General features: G+C 56.9%; 16 protein-coding genes and 2 pseudogenes. 6 read left to right on the top strand and 12 right to left on the bottom strand.

All coding sequences use genetic code 11. The features are described from left to right. Nucleotides 1-131: 131 nt before the first annotated feature. Together ACNJYD_RS08910 and ACNJYD_RS08905 are read left to right on the top strand one after the other, a co-directional pair. Nucleotides 132-1,076, top strand: a complete 945-nt coding sequence (locus ACNJYD_RS08910; protein WP_439366030.1) for a HamA C-terminal domain-containing protein — start codon at nt 132-134, stop codon at nt 1,074-1,076. After that, nucleotides 1,076-3,706 carry a DEAD/DEAH box helicase gene (locus ACNJYD_RS08905; protein ID WP_439366029.1) on the top strand — a complete coding sequence of 877 codons (2,631 nt, stop codon included), beginning with the start codon at nt 1,076-1,078 and terminating at the stop codon, nt 3,704-3,706. Before ACNJYD_RS08910 ends, ACNJYD_RS08905 begins: the two co-directional genes overlap by 1 nt. A gap of 457 nt (nt 3,707-4,163) precedes the next feature. On the opposite strand, the gene ACNJYD_RS08900 is transcribed toward ACNJYD_RS08905, so the two are convergent. Both ACNJYD_RS08900 and ACNJYD_RS08895 read right to left on the bottom strand, forming a co-directional pair. Continuing rightward, a complete protein-coding gene (locus ACNJYD_RS08900; RefSeq protein WP_439366028.1) occupies nt 4,164-5,333 on the bottom strand; it encodes an AlbA family DNA-binding domain-containing protein in 1,170 nt (389 codons plus the stop codon). A 738-nt stretch (nt 5,334-6,071) separates the two neighbouring features. After that, nucleotides 6,072-6,230 (bottom strand): Fic/DOC family N-terminal domain-containing protein, encoded by a 159-nt coding sequence (locus ACNJYD_RS08895; protein ID WP_439366027.1) that lies wholly within the window; start codon nt 6,228-6,230, stop codon nt 6,072-6,074. A 191-nt stretch (nt 6,231-6,421) separates the two neighbouring features. Here ACNJYD_RS08895 and ACNJYD_RS08890 point away from each other — a divergent pair, with 191 nt between their 5' ends. Together ACNJYD_RS08890 and ACNJYD_RS08885 are read left to right on the top strand one after the other, a co-directional pair. Continuing rightward, nucleotides 6,422-6,661 carry a DUF1236 domain-containing protein gene (locus ACNJYD_RS08890; RefSeq protein ID WP_439366026.1) on the top strand — a complete coding sequence of 80 codons (240 nt, stop codon included), beginning with the start codon at nt 6,422-6,424 and terminating at the stop codon, nt 6,659-6,661. 88 nt (nt 6,662-6,749) lie between these two features. Continuing rightward, the gene (locus tag ACNJYD_RS08885; protein ID WP_439366025.1) at nt 6,750-6,905 is read left to right on the top strand and encodes a hypothetical protein; all 156 of its coding nucleotides are present in this window, start codon (nt 6,750-6,752) and stop codon (nt 6,903-6,905) included. A 61-nt stretch (nt 6,906-6,966) separates the two neighbouring features. On the opposite strand, the gene ACNJYD_RS08880 is transcribed toward ACNJYD_RS08885, so the two are convergent. From ACNJYD_RS08880 to ACNJYD_RS08840, 9 genes are all read right to left on the bottom strand, one after another. Continuing rightward, on the bottom strand, nt 6,967-7,431 hold the full coding sequence (locus tag ACNJYD_RS08880) for a hypothetical protein (RefSeq protein ID WP_439366024.1): 465 nt from the start codon (nt 7,429-7,431) through the stop codon (nt 6,967-6,969). Between the two features lie 47 nt (nt 7,432-7,478). Further along, nucleotides 7,479-9,023, bottom strand: a complete 1,545-nt coding sequence (locus ACNJYD_RS08875; RefSeq protein ID WP_439366023.1) for a tyrosinase family protein — start codon at nt 9,021-9,023, stop codon at nt 7,479-7,481. 244 nt (nt 9,024-9,267) lie between these two features. Then, nucleotides 9,268-9,435 carry a hypothetical protein gene (locus ACNJYD_RS08870; RefSeq protein WP_439366022.1) on the bottom strand — a complete coding sequence of 56 codons (168 nt, stop codon included), beginning with the start codon at nt 9,433-9,435 and terminating at the stop codon, nt 9,268-9,270. A gap of 605 nt (nt 9,436-10,040) precedes the next feature. Then, a complete protein-coding gene (locus tag ACNJYD_RS08865; protein ID WP_439366021.1) occupies nt 10,041-10,553 on the bottom strand; it encodes a hypothetical protein in 513 nt (170 codons plus the stop codon). An 83-nt stretch (nt 10,554-10,636) separates the two neighbouring features. Then, nucleotides 10,637-11,632, bottom strand: coding sequence for a matrixin family metalloprotease (locus tag ACNJYD_RS08860; protein WP_439366020.1), 996 nt, complete (start codon nt 11,630-11,632; stop codon nt 10,637-10,639). 229 nt (nt 11,633-11,861) lie between these two features. Further along, nucleotides 11,862-12,431, bottom strand: coding sequence for a phosphoglycerate mutase family protein (locus ACNJYD_RS08855; protein WP_439366019.1), 570 nt, complete (start codon nt 12,429-12,431; stop codon nt 11,862-11,864). Nucleotides 12,432-12,551: 120 nt separating this feature from the next. Continuing rightward, nucleotides 12,552-13,670, bottom strand: a complete 1,119-nt coding sequence (locus tag ACNJYD_RS08850; protein WP_439366018.1) for a trypsin-like serine peptidase — start codon at nt 13,668-13,670, stop codon at nt 12,552-12,554. Nucleotides 13,671-13,688: 18 nt separating this feature from the next. Then, nucleotides 13,689-14,294, bottom strand: coding sequence for a hypothetical protein (locus tag ACNJYD_RS08845; RefSeq protein WP_439366017.1), 606 nt, complete (start codon nt 14,292-14,294; stop codon nt 13,689-13,691). Further along, nucleotides 14,291-16,705: a trypsin-like peptidase domain-containing protein gene (locus tag ACNJYD_RS08840; protein ID WP_439366016.1), complete on the bottom strand. Its 2,415-nt coding sequence runs from the start codon at nt 16,703-16,705 to the stop codon at nt 14,291-14,293. The genes ACNJYD_RS08845 and ACNJYD_RS08840 overlap by 4 nt, the downstream gene beginning before the upstream one ends. 1,257 nt (nt 16,706-17,962) lie before the next feature. Here ACNJYD_RS08840 and ACNJYD_RS08835 point away from each other — a divergent pair. After that, nucleotides 17,963-19,453 (top strand): NAD-dependent succinate-semialdehyde dehydrogenase, encoded by a 1,491-nt coding sequence (locus ACNJYD_RS08835; protein ID WP_439366015.1) that lies wholly within the window; start codon nt 17,963-17,965, stop codon nt 19,451-19,453. A gap of 195 nt (nt 19,454-19,648) precedes the next feature. On the opposite strand, the pseudogene ACNJYD_RS08830 reads toward ACNJYD_RS08835, so the two are convergent. Continuing rightward, nucleotides 19,649-19,783, bottom strand: a pseudogene (locus ACNJYD_RS08830) (pantoate--beta-alanine ligase); the annotation flags it as partial. Nucleotides 19,784-20,188: 405 nt separating this feature from the next. On the opposite strand from ACNJYD_RS08830, the pseudogene ACNJYD_RS08825 reads away from it, so the two are divergent. After that, nucleotides 20,189-20,290: pseudogene (locus ACNJYD_RS08825) on the top strand (3-methyl-2-oxobutanoate hydroxymethyltransferase); the annotation flags it as partial. Nucleotides 20,291-20,324: the final 34 nt, after the last annotated feature.

Below are 20,324 nucleotides of genomic sequence, written 5' to 3'. Positions count from 1 at the left end.
TCATTGCCGCCGAGGGTCTCTCCTGGGGCAGCGGCCCCATCGCTTTCCATATTATTTCTGAATAAAAGAGCGACAGTTGCATCACCACTCCTCATAGTTGCAAGCCATTGCTATTCTTAGAGATGAAACTTTTGCCAGACATTTCGGTCGCGCAACTAGAAGAAATTTTGAGCGGCGACCCCGAAGAGCTAGGCGTACACCTCTCTCTGGTAAAGCGAGATGTGGCTGTCGCAGGCTGCAAGGCGGTAATGCATTGTCACTGCTTGTCCGTGGACGCAATGGGACGAGTTAATGTTGCGCGGCTTGCCGAATTCATGCGCGACACTCTCGCCGACTATGCCATCCCGAGGACAAAGCTGAAGGCTGCCCGGGATCGAGATAGCAAATTTAAACAAACGAGCGCTGTAGCGAAACTCCATCACGAGGCAATCAACCTGTTCACCGACCTCGCCAACACGGGCGAAGGCGGCGAGATGCTATTGTACCTACTTACCGAAAGATTTCTCAAGATCCCTCAGGTCCTCTGCAAGATGGATCTAAAAACAAGTTCTGCGATGCACTATCACGGCTCGGATGGCGTCTATGCTCACGTTGCCGATGACGGCGTGATCAAGCTCTACTGGGGCGAGTCGAAGATCTACAGTGATCCTTCGGACGCGATACGCGATTGCCTGGCAAGCCTTGCGCCTTTTTTAATCGAGCCGGAAGGCGAAGAGGCAAAGCGCGAGCGTGATCTAATCTTGCTCAGCGACAAAGCCGATTTGAGCGACAGCCAGTTAACAGAGGCGTTTCGCGAATACTTCACCACAAGCTCGCCCAAATCCAACCGCAGGCGTTACTGCGGCGTCGCGCTGGTCGGCTTCGATTGTAGTTGCTATCCGAGCGGAGACATCAAAGCCGTCGCAGCCGAGGTCGCTGCGAAGGCGGAGGAAGCTATCGCGGCGTGGAGCAAGCAAGTGCTAAACCGCGTGACTACCGAAAAGGTTGATCAGATAGAGATACAATTCTTTTGCGTCCCTCTGCCATCCGCGGACAAATTCCGCGAGGCATTTCTCAAGGCGCTGGGGAAGACCTGATGACCGAGCAAGAGCTGCACAACTGGCTTCTCGATAACGCGATCGCAGACGAGCTCACAGTTCTAACGAGCGCGTCGGTGCTATCGGAATTGGACAACGTCGATGACGAAGACAGTCTCGACGCGAAGATTGCGGAAATTGACTGGCAGAGACTGCTGCTCGCAGGAAGTATTCTTGCCAAGTCCAAGCGGCGCCCGCCCACGGAAGCCGCCCTCAGGATTGCGACGTCAGCCTTGACATTGCAGGACGCACCCAAGGTGAAAGACGCAGGGTCTGTATTGCTTCAAAAGCTGTCGAATTACCGCTCGGTCGAGTTAGCTCAAAAGCGCGGCCTTTTGAACGAAGCCGTGGAATCTCGGCTCGGCATCTCCATGCGCGTCGAATCTGTGACCCGCGCGCTGGAAAATTCTGTACTGGTCCAACACTCCGGCGAATGGCTGACAGTAAATCCGTTTCAACAAGAATTTTGGAACGAGGCCAACAGTCATATCTGGATTTCCGCATCCGCGCCAACGGCATCTGGCAAGACTTATATGGTTCTTCAGTGGCTCCTCGACCAGATAACCACGAGTGATACTCGCGTCGCTGTGTACTTGGCGCCCACCCGGGCGCTAGTTAGCGAGATTGAGGACAGTCTATTGTCCCGTATCGCAGGAGAGAATCTCTCTGGAATTGCGGTCACCTCTCTTCCGCTGATCGAAAAGTACAGCGATGCGAGGCTTGGCAAGGACAGAATAATCTTCGTACTAACGCAAGAGCGACTCCATTTGCTTGCCAATGCCCTTAACGAAAACCTTTCTGTTGACCTTCTTGTCGCAGATGAGGCACACAAAGTCGGCGACAAGCTAAGAGGCGTAGTCCTACAAGATGCTCTCGAGCGAGTTCTACGTATCAATCCAAAGGCCAAGTTCGTTTTCGTTAGCCCGGCCACACAAAATCCTGAAGCGCTACTCGATGACGCGCCTGCTACTTCCGATACCTCGTCAGTCGATAGTGATGCCCCTACCGTGCTGCAAAATGTTATCTTGGCGTCACAGAGGCCCTTGCGACCGGATCGCTGGCGGCTCGCTTTGCGATATTCGAACGGCGTCGAGGCGGATCTTGGAACTCTACGGCTGTCTGCTCGTCCAACGACCATAAAAAAGAGACTTGCTTTGATTGCGGCCGCTGCCGGCGCAAAAGGCGGTACACTTGTTTATACAAACGGCGCTGCCGAAGCGGAAGAAGTTGCCTCGCTTATCGCGCAAGCCGCCTCGTCTCCGGAAGCCGATATCGATGACGAATTGGTTGCCTTAGCCGACTTGGCAAAGCGTGGAGTGCATGACGCGTATTTACTCGCCCCGTTGGTCAAGAAAGGCGTGGCGTTTCACTACGGCAACATGCCTTCTCTGCTCCGCGAGGAGATCGAGCGATTATTCCGCCAAGGAAAGATTAAGTTTTTAGTTTGTACATCGACGTTGATTGAAGGCGTCAACTTGTCTTGTCGCACAATCGTAGTGCGGGGTCCGCGCAAGGGCAAAAAACAACCCATGGAGCCTCACGACTTTTGGAATCTGGCTGGTCGCGCCGGAAGATGGGGCAACGAATTTCAGGGGAATATTATCTGCGTTGACCCTGAAAATACGACTGCTTGGCCAAACGGCGTCCCACAACGTCAGCGCTACCCAATCCGTCGCGAAACCGACACGGTACTCTCAGATTCAACGTCGTTAGTGTCGTTTTTGGAAGCAAGATGGGACATCGAAACAAACGCTCTCTCCCGCTTTTCGCAGCAAGAGCAAGTCGCATCGTATCTGCTCACCCACTTTCTTCGCGAAGGAACGCTGAATTCTGCCACCTTCGTCAAACGGCATAGCCCCGAACTGGTCCAGAGGCTGAACGATGCCTCGGCAACGTTGGCAGGGAAGATTGAGATCCCCGCATCTGTCGCCGTGCGGCATGCATCGGTCAACGCCGTCGGAATGCAGAAGCTCCTATCTGCATTCCGCGCAATGGATAGCAATCCAGAAGATCTGCTCCCAGCTCCGCCGGAGAGCACCGATGCGTACGAGCGTATGACGAAGATCATGGGTTTGATCAACTCGTACCTCTATCCTGCATTTCTGCCAGCCACTCTTATTCCTCTGCACACAATCGTCGTTTTGGAATGGCTAAAGGGGTATTCACTCTCTGCTATCATTCGTGCCCGGATTGCCTATTACGAAAAACATGGAATCCCCTACCAAAACCCCAAAGTCATACGTGACACGATGGAGATGGTTGAACGAATTGCTCGATTTACAGCACCAAAATATCTTGCAGCTTACATGGACGTATTGAAGCACTATCTAGCCGAAATTGGAAAACTGGATTTGCTTCAAACCAACCAGCTCGACGTGGGCGTGGCGTTAGAATTCGGCGTTTCGACCCGAACGCTTTTGTCGTTAATGGAGCTCGGCCTTTCGCGAATGAGCGCTGTGGCAATTTCGGAGAAGATTGTTTTGGACAGTCTTGGTCGTGAAGAAGTGCGGTCTTGGATCGAAGAGCACAATGCTGAGCTGGATGGCCTCGAAATCCCGGCGATTATACTGAGGGAGATACGAAAGAAAATTTTGGGATTGATACCGGAGACCGATGTTGATCCTACATGATGCCCTGCATGTCATTCACGCTGCGGCCACAGTACTCGGCGTCGCTTCAACAATGGATGGCGTAGAAAATGCTCTAAAAGGGCCTCACTGACAGCCTTTTCCTTGCCTTGTTTCGCAAGTGCGAGGATTTGCTGGCCGTCTTTCCAGTCAATGCGCAGCCGCGTCCTCCGCTGTTTCTCAGTTGCTAAAAGCTGGAGCGCGTCCGCCCTAAAAATTCCGGATGTCCAAAGTTCAAAACAGCGACCAGCTTTTCCCTCAGGGGCTGATGGCCTTGTAGATAGCGCATTGAATGTCGGTATGCGCTTAACCAGTCCTCGACCTCATTGACGTGCACCACTCCGCCGGGCTGCTTTCCTTTCGTCGAAATGAAGACAGCGGCTGTCGTGCACGGCAGATCGAAGTGTGCGCCGGGCGACGAGCCTTCGTACTATTGACTCGCCAATAGTACGAAAGACGCCTAGCTTCCAAAATCAACCCGAAATTTCTTTTCGAATTTCGCTCTCAAGTCAGTTGGCAAATTCTCATATCGCTGGCGCCGCCCCGGCTCGCTGTCAATGACCCCGAAAATGCGATGCAGCGAAATGGCCTCATCCGTCGAGATATCCAGCAGGATCTTGTATCCGTCCCAGTCAAACTCATAAGGATCAAAAAATTGCTCGACATTCTTTAAAGCCTGCAGCGTGCGCTGCGACAGACGCAAGCCGCTACCATCCACCATCTGCGTGAGTTTTTCGGTGTCGCTCCTTAACCGCTCCAGGTGTTTTGTGAGCTTTTCGACCTTTTCGCTGAGCTCGTTGAGAGCCTTTACCTCGGGCGGCTTGATGATCGCCGACTCCAGTAAGTCTGTCATGTAAAACGAAGCATGATCGGTGACCGGCTGTTCCCGGAATTCGTAGTTCACGCGTACATGCAACTCAGCTTCAGCATTTTTCTGTAACATTCCAGGGATGGTGTCGAGTAGGAAGTAGCGCTGGACATCGGGTCGCAGCTCTCGCAATCCGCGTTGACAAAGGTGTTCTATCCCGTCCCGCTCAAACCTAAAGTTCGTTTCGACGCGGCATTTGAGATTTTTAATGATGTCTGTGGTCGAGTCATTTCGAAACCGCAGGAAGCCAAACGTATCCTCCGTAAAAAGGCTGATGCGCAATGGTGCTTGCGCCGACTTTGGCCGACTCCGGACATCCTCAATCTCGTAATGCTCCATTGGCTCGCTGTGCGAACCCTGACGCTTATAGTATCGACGGTCTTTGCTCTGATGGGGCGCATGAACGCTTGCAGTTGTGCTGATAACGTAATACGTGCCGTCGCTGTCCGGGATCTCAATGACCTCGACTGATTCCAACGGAGGGAATGTGTTCGCATTGATCGTCTTGTGGATCCAGTCGAGCTTAGAAGGTCCGGGGAGACCTCCATCAAGCTTCATCGGGCCGCCCGCGGGCGCTTCGATTCCGATGATGAAATGACCACCGACTGAGTTGGCGAGTGCAGTCACTGCCTTACAAATGGCACTGTCATCACGGTTCCTAAGCACGCTCGACCCTTTATATTCCAGCGTCACGCCTTCAGGGATGCTGTCAGCAATGATTCCTTGCAGGTCAGCCAAAGTTCTATAGGAAACATGCGCCATCGTTTGCTCGCCAGACCTCGCCTATCGGAAAACAAATACCAATTTATCTCCCAGCTCCCAGCCAATCAATGAACCCAGATTAGCGCCTACAGTACTTGAATTAACTTCCAATGAATTACGAATGTTTGCGCGTCCCTCCGGGACCGGGCTCTATTCGCTTTCGCTCACCAAGCCAGGCCGTTGCCGCGAAGGCGCGGAACGGCTATCTCGGCCAGGCGGTGACGATCCCTCGCGCGAGGGCATAATGAACCGCTCGCCGGAGGCACTCGGCCTCGGTCCCGCCGTGCCGGTCGTCGCTATCACTGCCCTTCGTCCGGGTGTCTTTTTAACCGGTCTCGCGGTCACAGTCGGTCCCGCGCCCTCAAGTGGCGCTCTTGCGGCTGCATATTCCCGCACTCTGCTCCTTAGAAGCTTAGGGGTACCGCCTCGAAATGGGTGTGCGCGATCGCCATGCGCGTGAACCCTTGCGTCAGCTGCTGCATTCCTCGTTCCGTGGTACTCAACCGTTTGGGCGAGACAATCGGCGACGTCCGCAGGAGGCGGAGGATTCAAACTGGAATATGCGATGTCTTTGTTTCCGCCGATCCAAACGACGCGCGTGCGGAGGTCGCCGGGAATGTCCTGGTAGTCAGGATTGTCCTTCATCACGGCGCGATGGAGGTCCTTGATCAGCTCCATCGTGAAGACGCCGTAGCCGCTCTTGGCGGCTCTCGGGATGAATCCGTCCAAGGCAACGGCTTAGTTGCGGACCTGGCGCGCTTCGTCCCGGGCGCCGTCGTCCCCCGTCTCTTCGACCGAAAGCAGTTCGTCGAGAGTGCTCTGGGTGCCCTCGATCGACGAGGAACTGACTGCCACGCGTCTGGTAAGGACCCGGCTGACGACGTAGGGGTCCTTCATCTGCGCCGGATGTTCCATCGACCACAACGGCGGCTACGTCCCTTCGCGCGCTCCGCGATCATGCCTCCTCCTCTGACCCGATCAGGGAGGCCACCCGCCCCCTTAAGTGGCCCGGAAAGCAAGCCGGCCGACTATCACCGCGACAGTTTCGGGCGCTCGTCACCACCACCGGTACCGGCCATGCCGCCGCCATGCAGATCGTGCCGGAACACGGCTCGAAAATCCGCACCTGCGTCACCGAGTACAAGGTGCGGCTGCTTCAGACCCGCGAGAAGATAGGGGTCGATCAGCCCGTGCCGCGCGAAGTCGAACTCGAGGCGGTGCCTGCCGACTGGGGTCCTTCGCTCACCAAGTACCGCTATGTCTACTCGGGCGAGCGCGGGATGCTGGTCAATCCGTCGACCCGCACGGTCGTCCAGGAGATCGAGTAAGCCTTCCCGGCGGGTCGCTGATTGCAGCGGCTCGCCCCTCCAATCCGGCCCCGCCGATAACTGATTTCTCATTCGCGAGCGGCCGTCCATGCCCATCATCCGTTATTTCATCTTCGTCGGCGGGCTGCTGCTGGCGTTGCTCTTCGCTGTGGATCGGTACCTGCCGGTTCGCGTGGAGCGCGCGGGCCCGTCTGATCCAGCAAGACCATCAACCGGATCGCCTCAGGGCGAACGCTTCCGCTAGCTAAGCGGATTCATGGCGCGAACACCCTCGCCGAGCTCAGCACCGTCCAATATCGCGCGGCTTACTGGATTTCCGCGTGCCCGATCTCTAGGCGCGCGCCCTCTCCTGTTCCGCGTTCCTTGTCGGGAACGACCTCGATTTTCAGCTTCACGGAGTCGACCGCCAACTCCTTCGGAAGCGGGAAGCTGAACGCCCTCGCTCGGGACGTCTCGGCCTTGAAAGCCGTGTCCGGAAACACCCCGAACGTTCCGATCTCCTGCTCCTTCCCGTCCGCCCTCTGCACCTTCACGACACCGCGGACGTTGCCCTTTTGTGCGGGCTGGTAACCGGTGACGAGCACCACGACGCGGGACGGTACCTTGTCTGCTGTCAGGCCTTCTCGCGGCTTCGATAGCTTGGCCGTCACTATCGCGGGTTTGCCGACGGTTGCGATCAAGGGATCTCCCTCTGCGGGAAGTGCTCCGATCACGACAAGGGTCGCGAGTGCGCTTCCCATACCCATTATCGAAAATCGACGAACTTTCATGACCTTAGTCCATCAGCTTTGCGTCACCCGCAACGCCTGATGTGGGATCACCCCGAGACAATCGCAACTTCGACGCTGGCAGGTCTGGCGCTGCCGTCCGCATTGCCGCCGGCCCGCAAGGCTACCGGCTGGATTTGCAGGCGCAACTTGCCAGGCGGCGTTGCGACTGGACCGTAAACGCGCGCAATCGTCGCCGTCAGATCGACGCTGATGGAAGGCTTTTTCGGCTCACCGCCGCCGTGGGAATGGCCACCGTGGCTGCCGAAGAAGCCGAACGACCCGACATAGTGCCGGTCAGTGGTCGGCGTACTCGCCGACAAATAATCGCAGTTCAAGAAGAGGCGATATTCGGTGTTCTTGTTCTTCTGGAAGTCGAAGTCGCGCAGGAAAGCAAAGCAGCGCGGTCCGTCGAGATAGTGCTGGCGGGCCGTGGCGAGGCTCAAACTCTCGAAGCCGCTTGGCAACGATGGCCGGGCGGCGACTGGCGCAAGTGCTGCGGCATCCACATCGATTGGAACCTCCAGATATTTCGCGAGGGTTGCAGCAGGCTGCGTCACCTGAGCAGAATAGGAAGCGATGCCTGCTGGCCTCGCGCCCCCCCTTGGCGTCGACCAAAGACTGGTGAACTTGTTGGATCGCATGACAAGCGCCGTCGACATTCCGCTGAGGGACACGGTCGCGATTGGCGTCTCGACGTAAGTGTAGCCCAACGGCTCCGGCGTCAGCATCTCGGAAACCCTTGGCGAAAAGCGCGTGCCGTCGGGGTTGAAGAAGTTGTTCTGGAATGTCATGCCGCTCCATAGCGGATCGGGAGAATCCGCACCGCCGCCCTGTCTCCACAGCCACCAGATGCGATCGATATTGCAGTGGTGCATCATAAAAATCGGGTCCCGCGACGAGCCGGCTGTTGCCATGATGCCACCGACAAAATTGTGCACGTTGTTGTGCGGGGTACCTTCTAACGTTCCGGACACGCCGCAGAACTCACAGACGATCCATGATTGGTCGACATTGTCCTGTCCGTCAGGGCGGCTAGTGCCAAAAGTCTCGAACGGCGACTCTTGGAGCATCTGGTTGATGACCGCCTGTCCGACCACGCTGTCCGGCAGGGAATCCGTCGGCGTCGCGTCGCGCTGCGGCTCGAACAGGGGATTCGGCTGTCCGTTGTAGGTCTGATCCGTGAACGCCTGCGGCATCTGCCGATCCAATGTCCAGTCCCAGTAGGGCAGCGCAAAATCACTATTGCCGGTGAGTTGCCGTACCGCACGCTCGTACATGAGAAGGTAAGCGCGATGCCAGGGCAAGAAATACCAGTTGCCGTGCGGACACAGACCCCAACCGGCGTCGTTGCCATGAATGGCAGCAAAGCTCGCCCAACTGACATCGCCATTGGCAGACTTCAGGAGCCGCACCCCATCGCGCCACGTCTGCAAGATTGGATCATTGAGCGACATGCCATGAAGCGAGCGCCGCAATTTTGGCGCAGGCGGCCCGTTCTGCGCCCACGCTTCCATGCCGGTCGTGTTGGCCGCGATAATACCTGCTCCGATCACTGCCCCTTGCAGCAATACGTCCCTGCGCGAATTTGCCATGACACCCCTCCCTAAAAATGCATTTAAGAATATTGCACGTTCATCATACGCTACCAAAAAGTGCATACAATAGTAATATATCTTTGAACTCGAATCGTCGAAGTGGCGTTGACGATTTAACGACTAAGAGAAGCGGCACCCGCGATCCTGCGGTGACAATCCGGGGCACCTCGGAGAAGCGGGCTGTCAGCGACGCGAATTGGCATCAACAATGGCAGGCAGCTTTCGCCTTCACCCATCGAGATTAGTTGGCGACCATCAAGGTCACCTCGACCTGCTTCAGATGCATCGTATTGCTCGCTGGGGCCAGCGGCTTGATTTCGATGATGGCGCCGCCCACGCCTTTTTTCCAGTGCTGACTTGACCTTGGCGATGCGAGCCAGGGCCGTTCCCGGTGCCGTTTGATCGGCATGCGCCAAGATGCTTGCGTGCTAGGATCTATGAAATCGCGAACCGGTTCAGCAAAAATTGTGGAGTTCTACCGGAGGATCGTCACCGGCAGCGGCATAGTTGAGGATGACAGGTGCTTGCAACAACGGCACCGGACTGGCGGACCGAGACGCCACATAGCACAGCTCGCCGTCGCGACGTTTGCAGAAACACCCAGTCGCTGGAAGACGAGATCAGAATGCCACGCGTCCCCTTATATGACTTTCCAACGGCGGCGCTTTCGATCGGCGAATCCCGCAGGGCGGTACAATCTTCCAACATTTCGACCTGCGTCGGGTGCGGGTCGGTCACAGGCGACGGGGCGGAATCCCTTTTCGCGCGCGCTTGAGCGGCGAAATACCCGGCCGGAAACTGTTGCAGGAAACGCCGATAGTCGTCGGCGCTCGCATTCGCCGGAATTGCATTCCAATATTTAATCTCGTCGGCAAAAGTCTGCACACTGGCCGGAAGAAGAAGTTTGCCCTCCATTGTTGGAGGAGTACGGATTCTGCGGGCCTTTGGCAAATGGTGGCATAATGCCGTGGCCTACAACGAGCAGTCATATTCCCCTGGCAAGTGAGACGGTACTCAGCACTTCTCTGGCTTTAGCTGCACGAGGTCAGCACCGGCTGAAAGGCGCTGCATTTGCATCCACGCTTTCCCCGCCAGATCTGAACTCACGAATTTGGCGCATACCCTCGTTTCGCCCTCGAGCCCGATTCTCGTGTCCGAAACTTCGACAACCTGACCTTCCGCCTTCATTTCACGCAAGAGCTGACGAAATCCTTCGAGGGCCTTCCGGCCATCGTCGGACAACCCCTTGCCCCGCGATAGCGCGTACAACGCAAAGCTCTGAAACTCGAGAACGGTGTCAGGGGCACCGGTGTCCCCACCCGAGTCAGCAGATCCAGCCGTGCGCGTAATCCATCCGCCGTCGATAACCGCAAAGTTCGCGGCGCGATCGGTTGCCGGATCCTGAGGTGCAGTCAAGTCCAGCGTCTTACGTAGCTGTGCAGTCTCAACCGTCAGGTGAGCGTGGCAAAGTTGCCAAGGAAACGATAAACTAACAAGTCCCGAGAGAAGCAAACGCGCCATCTTCATAGCGATACCTTGGGGAGGCCTCAACCGTTAGCAGCCCAGGCACTGGCCAGGCTGCTAACGGCATCATTCGTCAGGTCGCCGGATCACTGCTTCGGTTTGCAAATAGTCGTGTCAATCGTGAATCCAGGTGCCGGCCCGTACAGGCAGGCGATTCCATTCTTGTCCTGCACGGTCAGTGTCAGCGACCAATCGCCCTTCCCGTTACATTGGGGATAGTGCATGACCGAGAAGGCATCATAATCGGTCACACCTCTCCAATCGTTGTCCTCAAAACAAGTTCCTGACTCTGGTCGGGTTTGTTCATGTCGTGCGCCCAACGTATGTCCAAGCTCATGCCGGAGAATGCCCGTCAACGAGAGCTTTCCCCCAGCCGGGATCTCGAATGCCGAGTTATCAATGAGGACATTTCTGGCCTCGCGGTCATCGTTCGGAAAAAATGCACGCGCCAAATATTGGTTGAGATTGACCGGCCTGACGTCAAATTTGACGTTTGAGTTGGCCGGCGTACAGTTAGAATCTTCTGTATTTACGTGAACGTATTTGACGTCGGCAACTGCTTCCCATGCTCGCGTCGCATCGGCCATGGTGCTCACAACGGTGTTATAGCGGTTTCCGAACCCACCCGAATCCGCCGCAGCATTGCTCACGCAGTATGTGAGTGCTTTCTTATCCGCCGGTTTCCAAATGACGTCTACTCCCAGTATGCTCATGACGGCAAACTCAGTGGTCGCATGTCCTGCGACAACCACGTTCTGCTTGTAGAACTCTTCGAGGCCTTTGTCGGTGGAAATGGGCGTGTCCCCGTTCACAATGTATTTTCCGTTTTGAAACGGCTCTTTGGTGACGGATTTCTTGAATTCTTCAAACGTCTTAGCGGCCTCCTTCTGCTTCACTCTCGCCTTTTCGGCGGCGCTTCGCAAAAAAAGCTTGCCTTCGTCGGGGCTGAATGCGGGCTTATTGTCTTGCGCAAGAACATTGGAACCAGCAATCATTGAGACGGCCAAGACCAGGGCCGTCCCGGTTAGCGGGCGGCGAACTCGTTGCGGCAATACCGGCGAAAGACAAAATCCGACAATCATGATCTACTCCTTTCCAGAAGAACAAAGGTGGTAAAATTGATTCAAGGCAACCTTGATGATCCTATCACCGTATTGAGTTTTTGCCAGCGCGCTCTCGTCGCATGTTGCCCACGCAGCGCAACACACACGGTGAGTCCAGAGCAACGTTCAGCATAGTCCAAGCTTCGACGCCAAGGCCGCGGGATATAAAAAACCGGCCGGATAGTCTGGTCCGATGACAAAGCAGTCCTCAGTTGCAGTCGGCCTGCGAGTTGTGATCGGACGCTCCATAGTGAGACCGAACCACGCGTATTTTGGGGCCCCCGACCAGGACAAACAGGTTGGAATACTCGGACTCGGAAATCTCTCCCATATCAGGTCCGCCTAGACCGGCAATAATGCCGGGAATTGTGACAGTATGACCCACAACGAGCACGGCACCCTCGTTGGATGCGCGGACGGCATGCACAACCCGCCCGATGTGAGCGGGCAGATCGGGCGGGTCGTTCTTCAAATTTATGATAACGGGTTGAAGCGCAAGTGCCTGCGCCAAAGGTCCCGCGGTTTCGTTCGTTCGCCGAAAATCCGTCGTGATCACACGCCTCACCGCGGCGCTGGCGAGCGCAGCCGCAAGGGCCTCTGCGCGTTTCTTGCCGGCTTGCGACAATGGCGGATCGTCTGAATTCGTGCAGGCTTTTTCCGCGTGCCGGACGAGAATGACCAACGGAGCGAGGTCGGTCGAGGCTTGCGCGAGCGGGGGCGATACAAATCCCACCAAGAGCTTGGCTGCAGCCAAAGCGATGAGAAACTTCACGAGCATGCTTTGCTCCACACTGGCTCTCTGGCGCGCTGCTCTCTCGGAGGGCCTGCAGCTCTCCTCGTCACGGCAACTGCTGAAGACTTCGCGGCAAATCGGTCTCAAGCGCATCCATTGCGCCAGCTAAAGACCAAATCTTTCCCTGATGAAGCGTATCTGCACGGCCCTGTTCTCCGCACTCCACTTCTCGACCTGATCGACAAATCCCCAGTGATGGAGGCCCATCACCTTCAGATCTGCTCGCCTGAGTACCGGAGATCCGGAGCTACCATCCATGGTGTCGCACGAGTGACCGAAGTCGCTTTCCTTGCCAATCTTCACTCCGTCTGCCGGCATTGTGGATACGACGCAGTCTATGCGTGAAACAAATTTGGGAAAGCCTGCGGGGTGCTGGACCACGACAGCCGCCTCGTTGAGAGTTGGTATGGAGTCGCTGAACGAAAGGAAGCCCCAACGTTTGCCCGGCGAACCGGCGACCTCTATCAGGGCCGCGTCAAGGTCTTCGTCGTTGTCAACGAGCCGCAGGCATTTCTGCATCTCATCGCCGAGCGGAGAGTCGGATTTGTTGAAGCCGAAGATTACGTCCGCTGACTTGCAAATCTCGTCGGTGTTGATGCAGTGATGGTTGGTGAGCATCCAATCGTCGGTCACCATAAATCCCGTGCAAGCTGCGGGCCCCTCGCTGCTCACAAAAGAAATCTTTGCTACAGGACGACTAGCAACGAACATTTCAGGCTGATTTACCCGGATGTACTCGATATTCTCCAGGTCGAAGTCCCTGACAATATTGAGCGTCGGCTTTAAGGGTGGAACGTTGGAAGCGACGGCTCCGATCAAAACACGAAATTCGGCCCCCGCCTGCGGCTGCCCCGCCACTTCCACCTGAGCCGACGTCCCCTTTATCAGCGGGGTCCAGATCCTGCGTTCTTTGACCAGTTCTGCGCCGGCGTACCGGGCCACTTCGTTATTGCTGGCATCCCGTATGACAACGATCGCGCCGAGTGGGACATTCGCTCCGCTGATATGATCTAACCGGAGTTTGATCGTCGTGGCGCTAGGAAGCCCTTGCACGACGGCCGTTCTGTTTGCAGGCTGCGCATCTGCCAATGCAATCTCGAGCCTGACGTCCTGTGTCTGTCCAACAACGAGCGGGGCGCGTCCATTCTGGAAGGTTTGGGCCGCAACCTGCCGATTGAGTGACGCGGTCAAAACTGCAGCCACACAGAATATTGTCCGCAACATCGAACATTCCCCTGCGCACTAACGGTTCAGCATGGGAGCGACAAACCGGGCTATGTTGCCGACCGAGAACGTCCTGGGCCTCCATGCTCCGGGAGCGGGCGGGGTCTCTTCCCACACCTCTACCCTAAGCTGCGCACCCGCTTGGACCGACATACGCTCATCCTTTGACAGCGAGGCATTGCTGTTCTCAGGAGATCTTTTGTAGAAGATCGTGAACTCTTCCGGATTGCTGCTTTCTCGCAAACCACGAAGCTGCTTCGGAGGGATCACAAGGTGATAATTGTAGTCACTGACGACAGGGTCGAACCCAATATCCGGTTGCGCCGCAGCGATCACACTCCTGACGCGAAAAATTTCGTTTGAGTTCTTTTCCCGCAGTATGCCCTCCCCGTCGGAGCGAAGTGTGCAAGTCGCGTCCACTCGACCACCGAATATTGCATTTGTGGCTGCATTGGGGGTGTCCGGTGGTGCCGGTACGGGTTGTGAGCAAACGATGAGCCGCTCCTTGATGTCCCCCGGGGTGGCGCGCGGTTTTATCGTTCGCAGGATAGAAGCGATCGCCGCCACTTGGGGAGCGGCCTGGGATGTGCCGCTCAAAAGCCCGAGGTAATTTCCGTTGATCACGCCCAGGATATCGGCTCCGGGCACCGCAACATGCACCCGGCCCCCATAATTGCTTCCCCCAGCATTTCCTGCGAGCAATCCGGCAGTCTTGCGTCCAGCGCGGCCACAGAAATAACGTTTGCCAAATCCAGGCAAGCCGGTCTCATGTCGCAAATCGCCGTGAAATCCTCCCCATCATTGCCCGCAGCGACGACGAACAAGGTCCAATAACCGGCGCCAGATTGGATGACATCGAGAACCGGATCGCCGCGAGGACGACTCCCGGCACCACCGGGTCCCACGGGAGTTATACTCTCTTTCTGATAAAACATGCTGAGATTGACGACATCCAGACCGCCTGCCGAGCCCGCCTCATCGAGCATGTTTCCCAAGAGTTTAGCCAGTTCAAGACTTGAGACTTTCACCTGCTGGCCTATTGTCGTGGTCTCGATTTGTCCGGCAGAGAGCGTTGCAAAGGGGTTCAATCCCCACGATTGGTCGCTGATCTTACCGACCATCAGCCCGGCGACATGCGTTCCATGAACACCGGGGTCGATTTTCCCATTCGGCATTATCCACTTGCAGGGTACGTGCCCTGCACTCATCGGCGCCGGATTCGATATTATAGTGGTACCGATAAGCTTGAGGCGGTTCGCTGTCCTCAGGTGGTCAAATGCGCAATGTCCGAGTTCCAACCTCGTATCGATGACCCCCAGACGCTTCGCCTGGGTCTTAACGGCCGGTGGAAAGTCGACAAGGGTTCGATATGGAAAGTTGACGCCATCGAGGAACCGCTTTTGCAATTCAGAAAAGTCGATCGGGTCCAATTCGCATGGGCCGGCCTCGTTGCCATTGCATCGAGGCTGCCATCTGGAGTTCTGCTCGATGCGTGCCGAGCCGGAGGCCGTCGAACCGAGCGATTTGAGTACCCCGTCCAAACCTGTCGATATGCTGGCCTCGGCGGGAACCTGCAAAACGCGATAGTCGGAGTCCGACGATTGCGATGTCTTCCCGGGTGCTGCTTCGCTTGCGCGCAATATCAACGGACCGGTCTGCTCGGAGGATACCGGCTTAATTTCTTTCGTAGGGCCCGCGCCTTTCTCTGAAGCAGTCGAGATGTCGATATCCCGCGCGCTGAAGGATACCTTGGGCAGCAAAACCGTACCCGTATAGTCGCGGTTGAGTCTCTCGGCCTGGTTACGGTTCATTCCGAGTATGAGATTCTTGCACTGATCGTCGAACTGATCGCAAGCTCCAAACTCACGTACGATTTCGCTGATCTCCTGGCCCGCGCGTTTGCGATAGACCACCCAACCCCGCTGTTGCTCAAACCTGATACTAGGAAGCCACAACGACGTGGACGGTGCCACGGACCATTTACCGCCGGACGGCTTTGACATTCCACTCGGCCTGCCGGTATCAGGAATGACATCACGTATGTACACGCCCGACTTCAGTTCCTCCAAAGTCGCCGCGACCCTCTCTCGCGTGCAGACATTCGGATTTACATCACAAGCTATACTGTCGAGTTCTAGCGGGAACGGAGATCCATAGAATAGCTGATTGGATCGGAATGCGTCTTCAATACTTGTGAAGCTTCCCACTTGATAGGGCTTGAGAGGAAGTCGGCCATCATTGTAAAGCGACAGGTAGAGGCGCTTGAAATCGGAAGCTATCTCGCCAGGCTTGCCGCCGACCGTCCGGAAATCGATGATCGGAGTGGTCGAGGGTCTGATCGTCGCAATGTTGCGAATTAGATCGCTCTCAAGAGCAATCGAATACATTGCCGACGCTTGGTTGGATCGAGTATCGGCAGGCCCCATATGCAGACCGAGGATTGCCAGATCGTTGGCGGAAAACAGTAACGCGCCACTGCTGCCGGCCGTCGTGTCACAATCGTGAAGAACCAAGCCCCGGTCGTTTGTTCCAAGCACCGAACAATTTCTAGATATCGTCTGCTCACCGTCGGTATTCACAGCGAGGATGAATGCGCTTTCCCCTTTAACTGGGATGCGAAGCAGCAGCTTCGCAGCGTTAAATTGCCGGGACGGCGTCCCCTCGACTTCCAGGACGGCATAATCCCGATCCTTATTGATTTCGATTGGGCGCGTTACAGCAAACTTTGCACTCTCCTGGCCGTGGCCGAAAATGGTCGTCAGGCTTAGCGCATCAACAGCACAATGCGCTGCAGTCAGGATGTAGCCGTCGGATATGATCGCAGCCGTGCAGGCCCTTATCGAGCCACCAGGTAACTCTGCACGCAACAACCCGACTGGTTGCGCGACCTGTCGTATCGGATCGTTCGTTGCCAGCCCCGCGACCGGTCGCATTGCGCCGGCCTGGCTAACACTTTGAGCGTGGCCGGTCTCAGCGATAAGCACGGCAAACGCGACCAATGGAATACGGATGGATATTTGGATCGCGCGGAACATGGATCGCTCTCCGCAAATCGCGCTGCGAGCCGTAAAGTATTAGCATCGGACAATGAATCCAGCTTATCGACTCCCGGCAAATTCGACAACCACAAATCGTCTTAGGCGGCCCTGACGCCAGTACGCGCCGTTGTTATTCCCAATGCCGCGGACACCAGATGATCACGCGAGGAGGACCCTGCATCAATTGTTGGTTCGCATAAGTGGAGCCCGCTCTAGGCTAGCGCCCCCGGCTCTCGCGAAACGAAACGCGTCAAGTTTGCTTCCCTATTCGGCACCAGCGTTCGCCGTGATTCTGCTCAAACGTTTGCGGCAGCCGCAGCCTTGATCACCTGCAGGCACCCAGTTCCACGGCAAAAAGCTGCGGGGCGTGGCGTCAGCAGCAATATGCGCTCAGCCCTCGCTGATAAAATCGGTCGGCCTTAAGCGGCCTCAGGAAAGCAGATGGTTCTGTTCAGAGTACTTCATTGCTGTCACTATATCCTCCTGCCCTCACTCGGGTTGATCAGATATACCGAGCAAAGATAAAGATGGAGAACACAGAGCCGAGCGCACTTGAAAGGCACAGGTGCCCTCAACTCTGCCACGGCTGATCACTTATCGACCCCCTACTCCGAGGGCCGTTCCGGCGCTTCTGGATTGCGAGCCTGATCTCAAAAGTGCAGGAAGGCGGAGTAGATGGACCATGACCGAAATTCGTCGCCGGCGGACAAGGTGGCGCTGGCTCAAACTGCTCTCGGATCGCCCGTGATGCTCATGGCAATACCAGCGGGCGCGAATCGCAGCTTCGCTCATTCAGCCTTTCAATGACTTTGTCCGACACACGAAGCTGTCTGCGCTGTCGCCACACGCAAATGGTGCTAATTCGGGGCGCGCAGATTGATTTTCCCTGAAGCCGACGCCGCCACGCGCTGTCGAACGACTACTCGATGTCCTTCGAACAGCGCCCGAGCTCGACGCTTCACCTGCGAAAAGTTGCGTAGATGCAGTTGCTGCGAGCTTTGCTGCATTCGCGCACAAAAGCTGCAAGATCTCCCAGCGAACGCCGCCAATACTCGTGAGGAAATGAGTATGCGATGGGTGCTTGCACGAATTCACGACGTTTCGTGCCAGATTGGAGTTGCCGCGAGTTCATCTACCTTGCTGGAGCTCCTGTGCCCTTTGGGCCGTTTCCTCCCTGACTTGGCCGCGCGGTATGTCGCGCGGCCATTTTTCTAGAGCCGCGATCGAATCCACGCTTCCCTCAGGACCAACGCCATGACGCCGACGGCCGCCACACACACCCAACACACCTCCGCCTTGCACAACCGCCTTAAGGATCCGTCGCTGCTGCGGGACGCCTGTTACATCGATGGTACCTGGGTCGGATCGCCTTCACACGCGGTCACCAACCCGGTCGACGGCGTGGAACTTGCCAGGGTCCCGGTGATGAGCGCCGCCGAGACGACGCAAGCGGTCGAAGCCGCCGCACGCGCCTTCCCCGGCTGGGCCAAGTTGACCGCCAAGCAGCGCTCTAACATCTTGCGCAAATGGTTCGAACTGATCGCCGCGAATCGCGAGGACATCGCGCTGATCCTGACCTCCGAACAGGGCAAACCGCTCACCGAGGCGCTCGGTGAAGTCGACATTGGCGGCGCCTATGTTGAGTTCTTCGCGGAGGAAGCGCGCCGCGTCTACGGCGAGACGATTCCAACGCAGCGTGCCGATGCGCGGCTGCTCGCGATCAAGCAACCTATCGGCGTTTGCGGCGCCATTACGCCGTGGAATTTCCCTTGCTCGATGATCACCCGCAAGGTGTCACCGGCACTCGCCGCCGGCTGCACCGTGGTGCTCAAGCCCGCCAACGAAACCCCTCTCACCGCGCTGGCGCTGGTTGCTCTCGCCGAAAGAGCCGGCGTCCCGAGAGGCGTTTTCAACATTCTCACCGGCAATTCGGCGGCGATCGGCAAGGTTCTATGCGAGCATCCTGCGGTGCGCTTCATCGGCTTCACCGGCTCGACCGAAGTCGGCAAGATCCTATATCAGCAGGCTTCCGCGGGCGTGAAGAAGCTCGGCCTCGAGCTCGGCGGTAACGCGCCTTTCATCGTGTTCGACGATGCCGACGTTGATGCTGCGGTCGAGGGCGCCATGGTTTCGAAATACCGCAACATGGGCCAGACCTGCGTCTGCGCCAACCGCATCTACGCCCAGGACAAGATCTACGAGGAATTCGTCGACAAGCTGTCAAGGAAGGTCGCCGCGATGAAAATCGGCAACGGCACGGAAAACGGCGTCACACAGGGACCACTGATCAACATGGAAGCCGTTGACAAGGTCGAGAAGCATATCGCGGACGCGGTCAAGGGTGGCGCGAGGATCGTGACCGGCGGCAAGCGTCACGCGCTTGGTGGCAGCTTCTTCCAACCGACCGTGCTCGCCAATGTCAGGCCTGACGCTCTCGTTGCACGCGAGGAGACCTTCGGCCCGCTCGCGCCCGTATTCCGCTTCAAGGACGAAGCCGACGTGATCGAGATGTGCAACGCCTCGCCGTTTGGTCTGGCTTCTTACTTCTACTCTCGTGATATCGGCCGGGTCTGGCGTGTCGCAGAGACGCTGGAATCTGGTATGGTCGGCGTCAACACCGGTCTGATCACGACGGAGGTGGCGCCGTTCGGAGGTGTCAAAGAAAGCGGCCTCGGGCGTGAAGGCTCCCACCATGGCATGGAAGAGTACGTTGAGATCAAGTACGTTATGATGGCGGGGCTCTGAACTACAGTGGTGGTGGTGCATGGGTCCGCTTGTGTTCCGGCCGATTGAGGCATCGCCCACGGCGCTACCCGCACATCATCTCTGGCGCACAATAGCTGGGGACGTCTTTTGGAGCTCACGCCGGCAGCGACGATACCATATTGTCGATCAGCCGAGTTGAGCCGACGTAGGCGACCCTGACATCACACTCTGCGCCTTGCATGCTTCGATGAGGGCGAGGTGCCCGTCGTGCAGATAGCCTATGGTCGGAACGAAGCCGACCCGCTTGCCGGCCTTACGACTTTCAATAAGCGCCGGCCGAAGCTCCGCGACTGTCCTGATAGTTTGCATTTGAATGCTCTCACGTCTGACTGAAGCGTGTCCATTGTGCGGTCGCGTCGCCAAGACCCTCGGGAGTGGATGGGATTCTTCCGGGCTCGGAAATGAGCCGTCTCGAACATCGCTGGCCCAGCGCGACAGCACGTCTTGCAACAGCCCAAACCCTCTGCATAGGTTCGAACGAATTTGGGCACGGTGATCTGCGGTACGCCCCAACACATCGTGGAGTACCACCACCTGACCGGCCCGCGAGCTCGGCTAGAATGCCCTCAAGGACGAGAGCGAAGCATCCAGCTTCCTGCAAACTTTGGGCATCCTCCAGCAAGCGCAACGCGCTGCAGAACATGACTCTTTCTTTGCAAATCCTGTCTTGCGCTGCGTCGCGCTGACTGAGCGGCCGCACGGAGGAGCGACAGCTATCTCAGCTTTCACCTCAGCCCAGAGGAGACGATCCGAAATGCAGGTGGCTTTTTGCAGCGGGGCACCGACGCTGTGAAGCTCGAAGGTGGTGCCAGGCGCGCGGCACTCGACGTGCAGGACGGTCTTGCCGTGC

It is taken from the genome of Bradyrhizobium sp. SPXBL-02, assembly GCF_051853065.1.
GTDB lineage: Bacteria > Pseudomonadota > Alphaproteobacteria > Rhizobiales > Xanthobacteraceae > Bradyrhizobium.
This window is presented reverse-complemented; position numbering and strand designations above follow the sequence as displayed.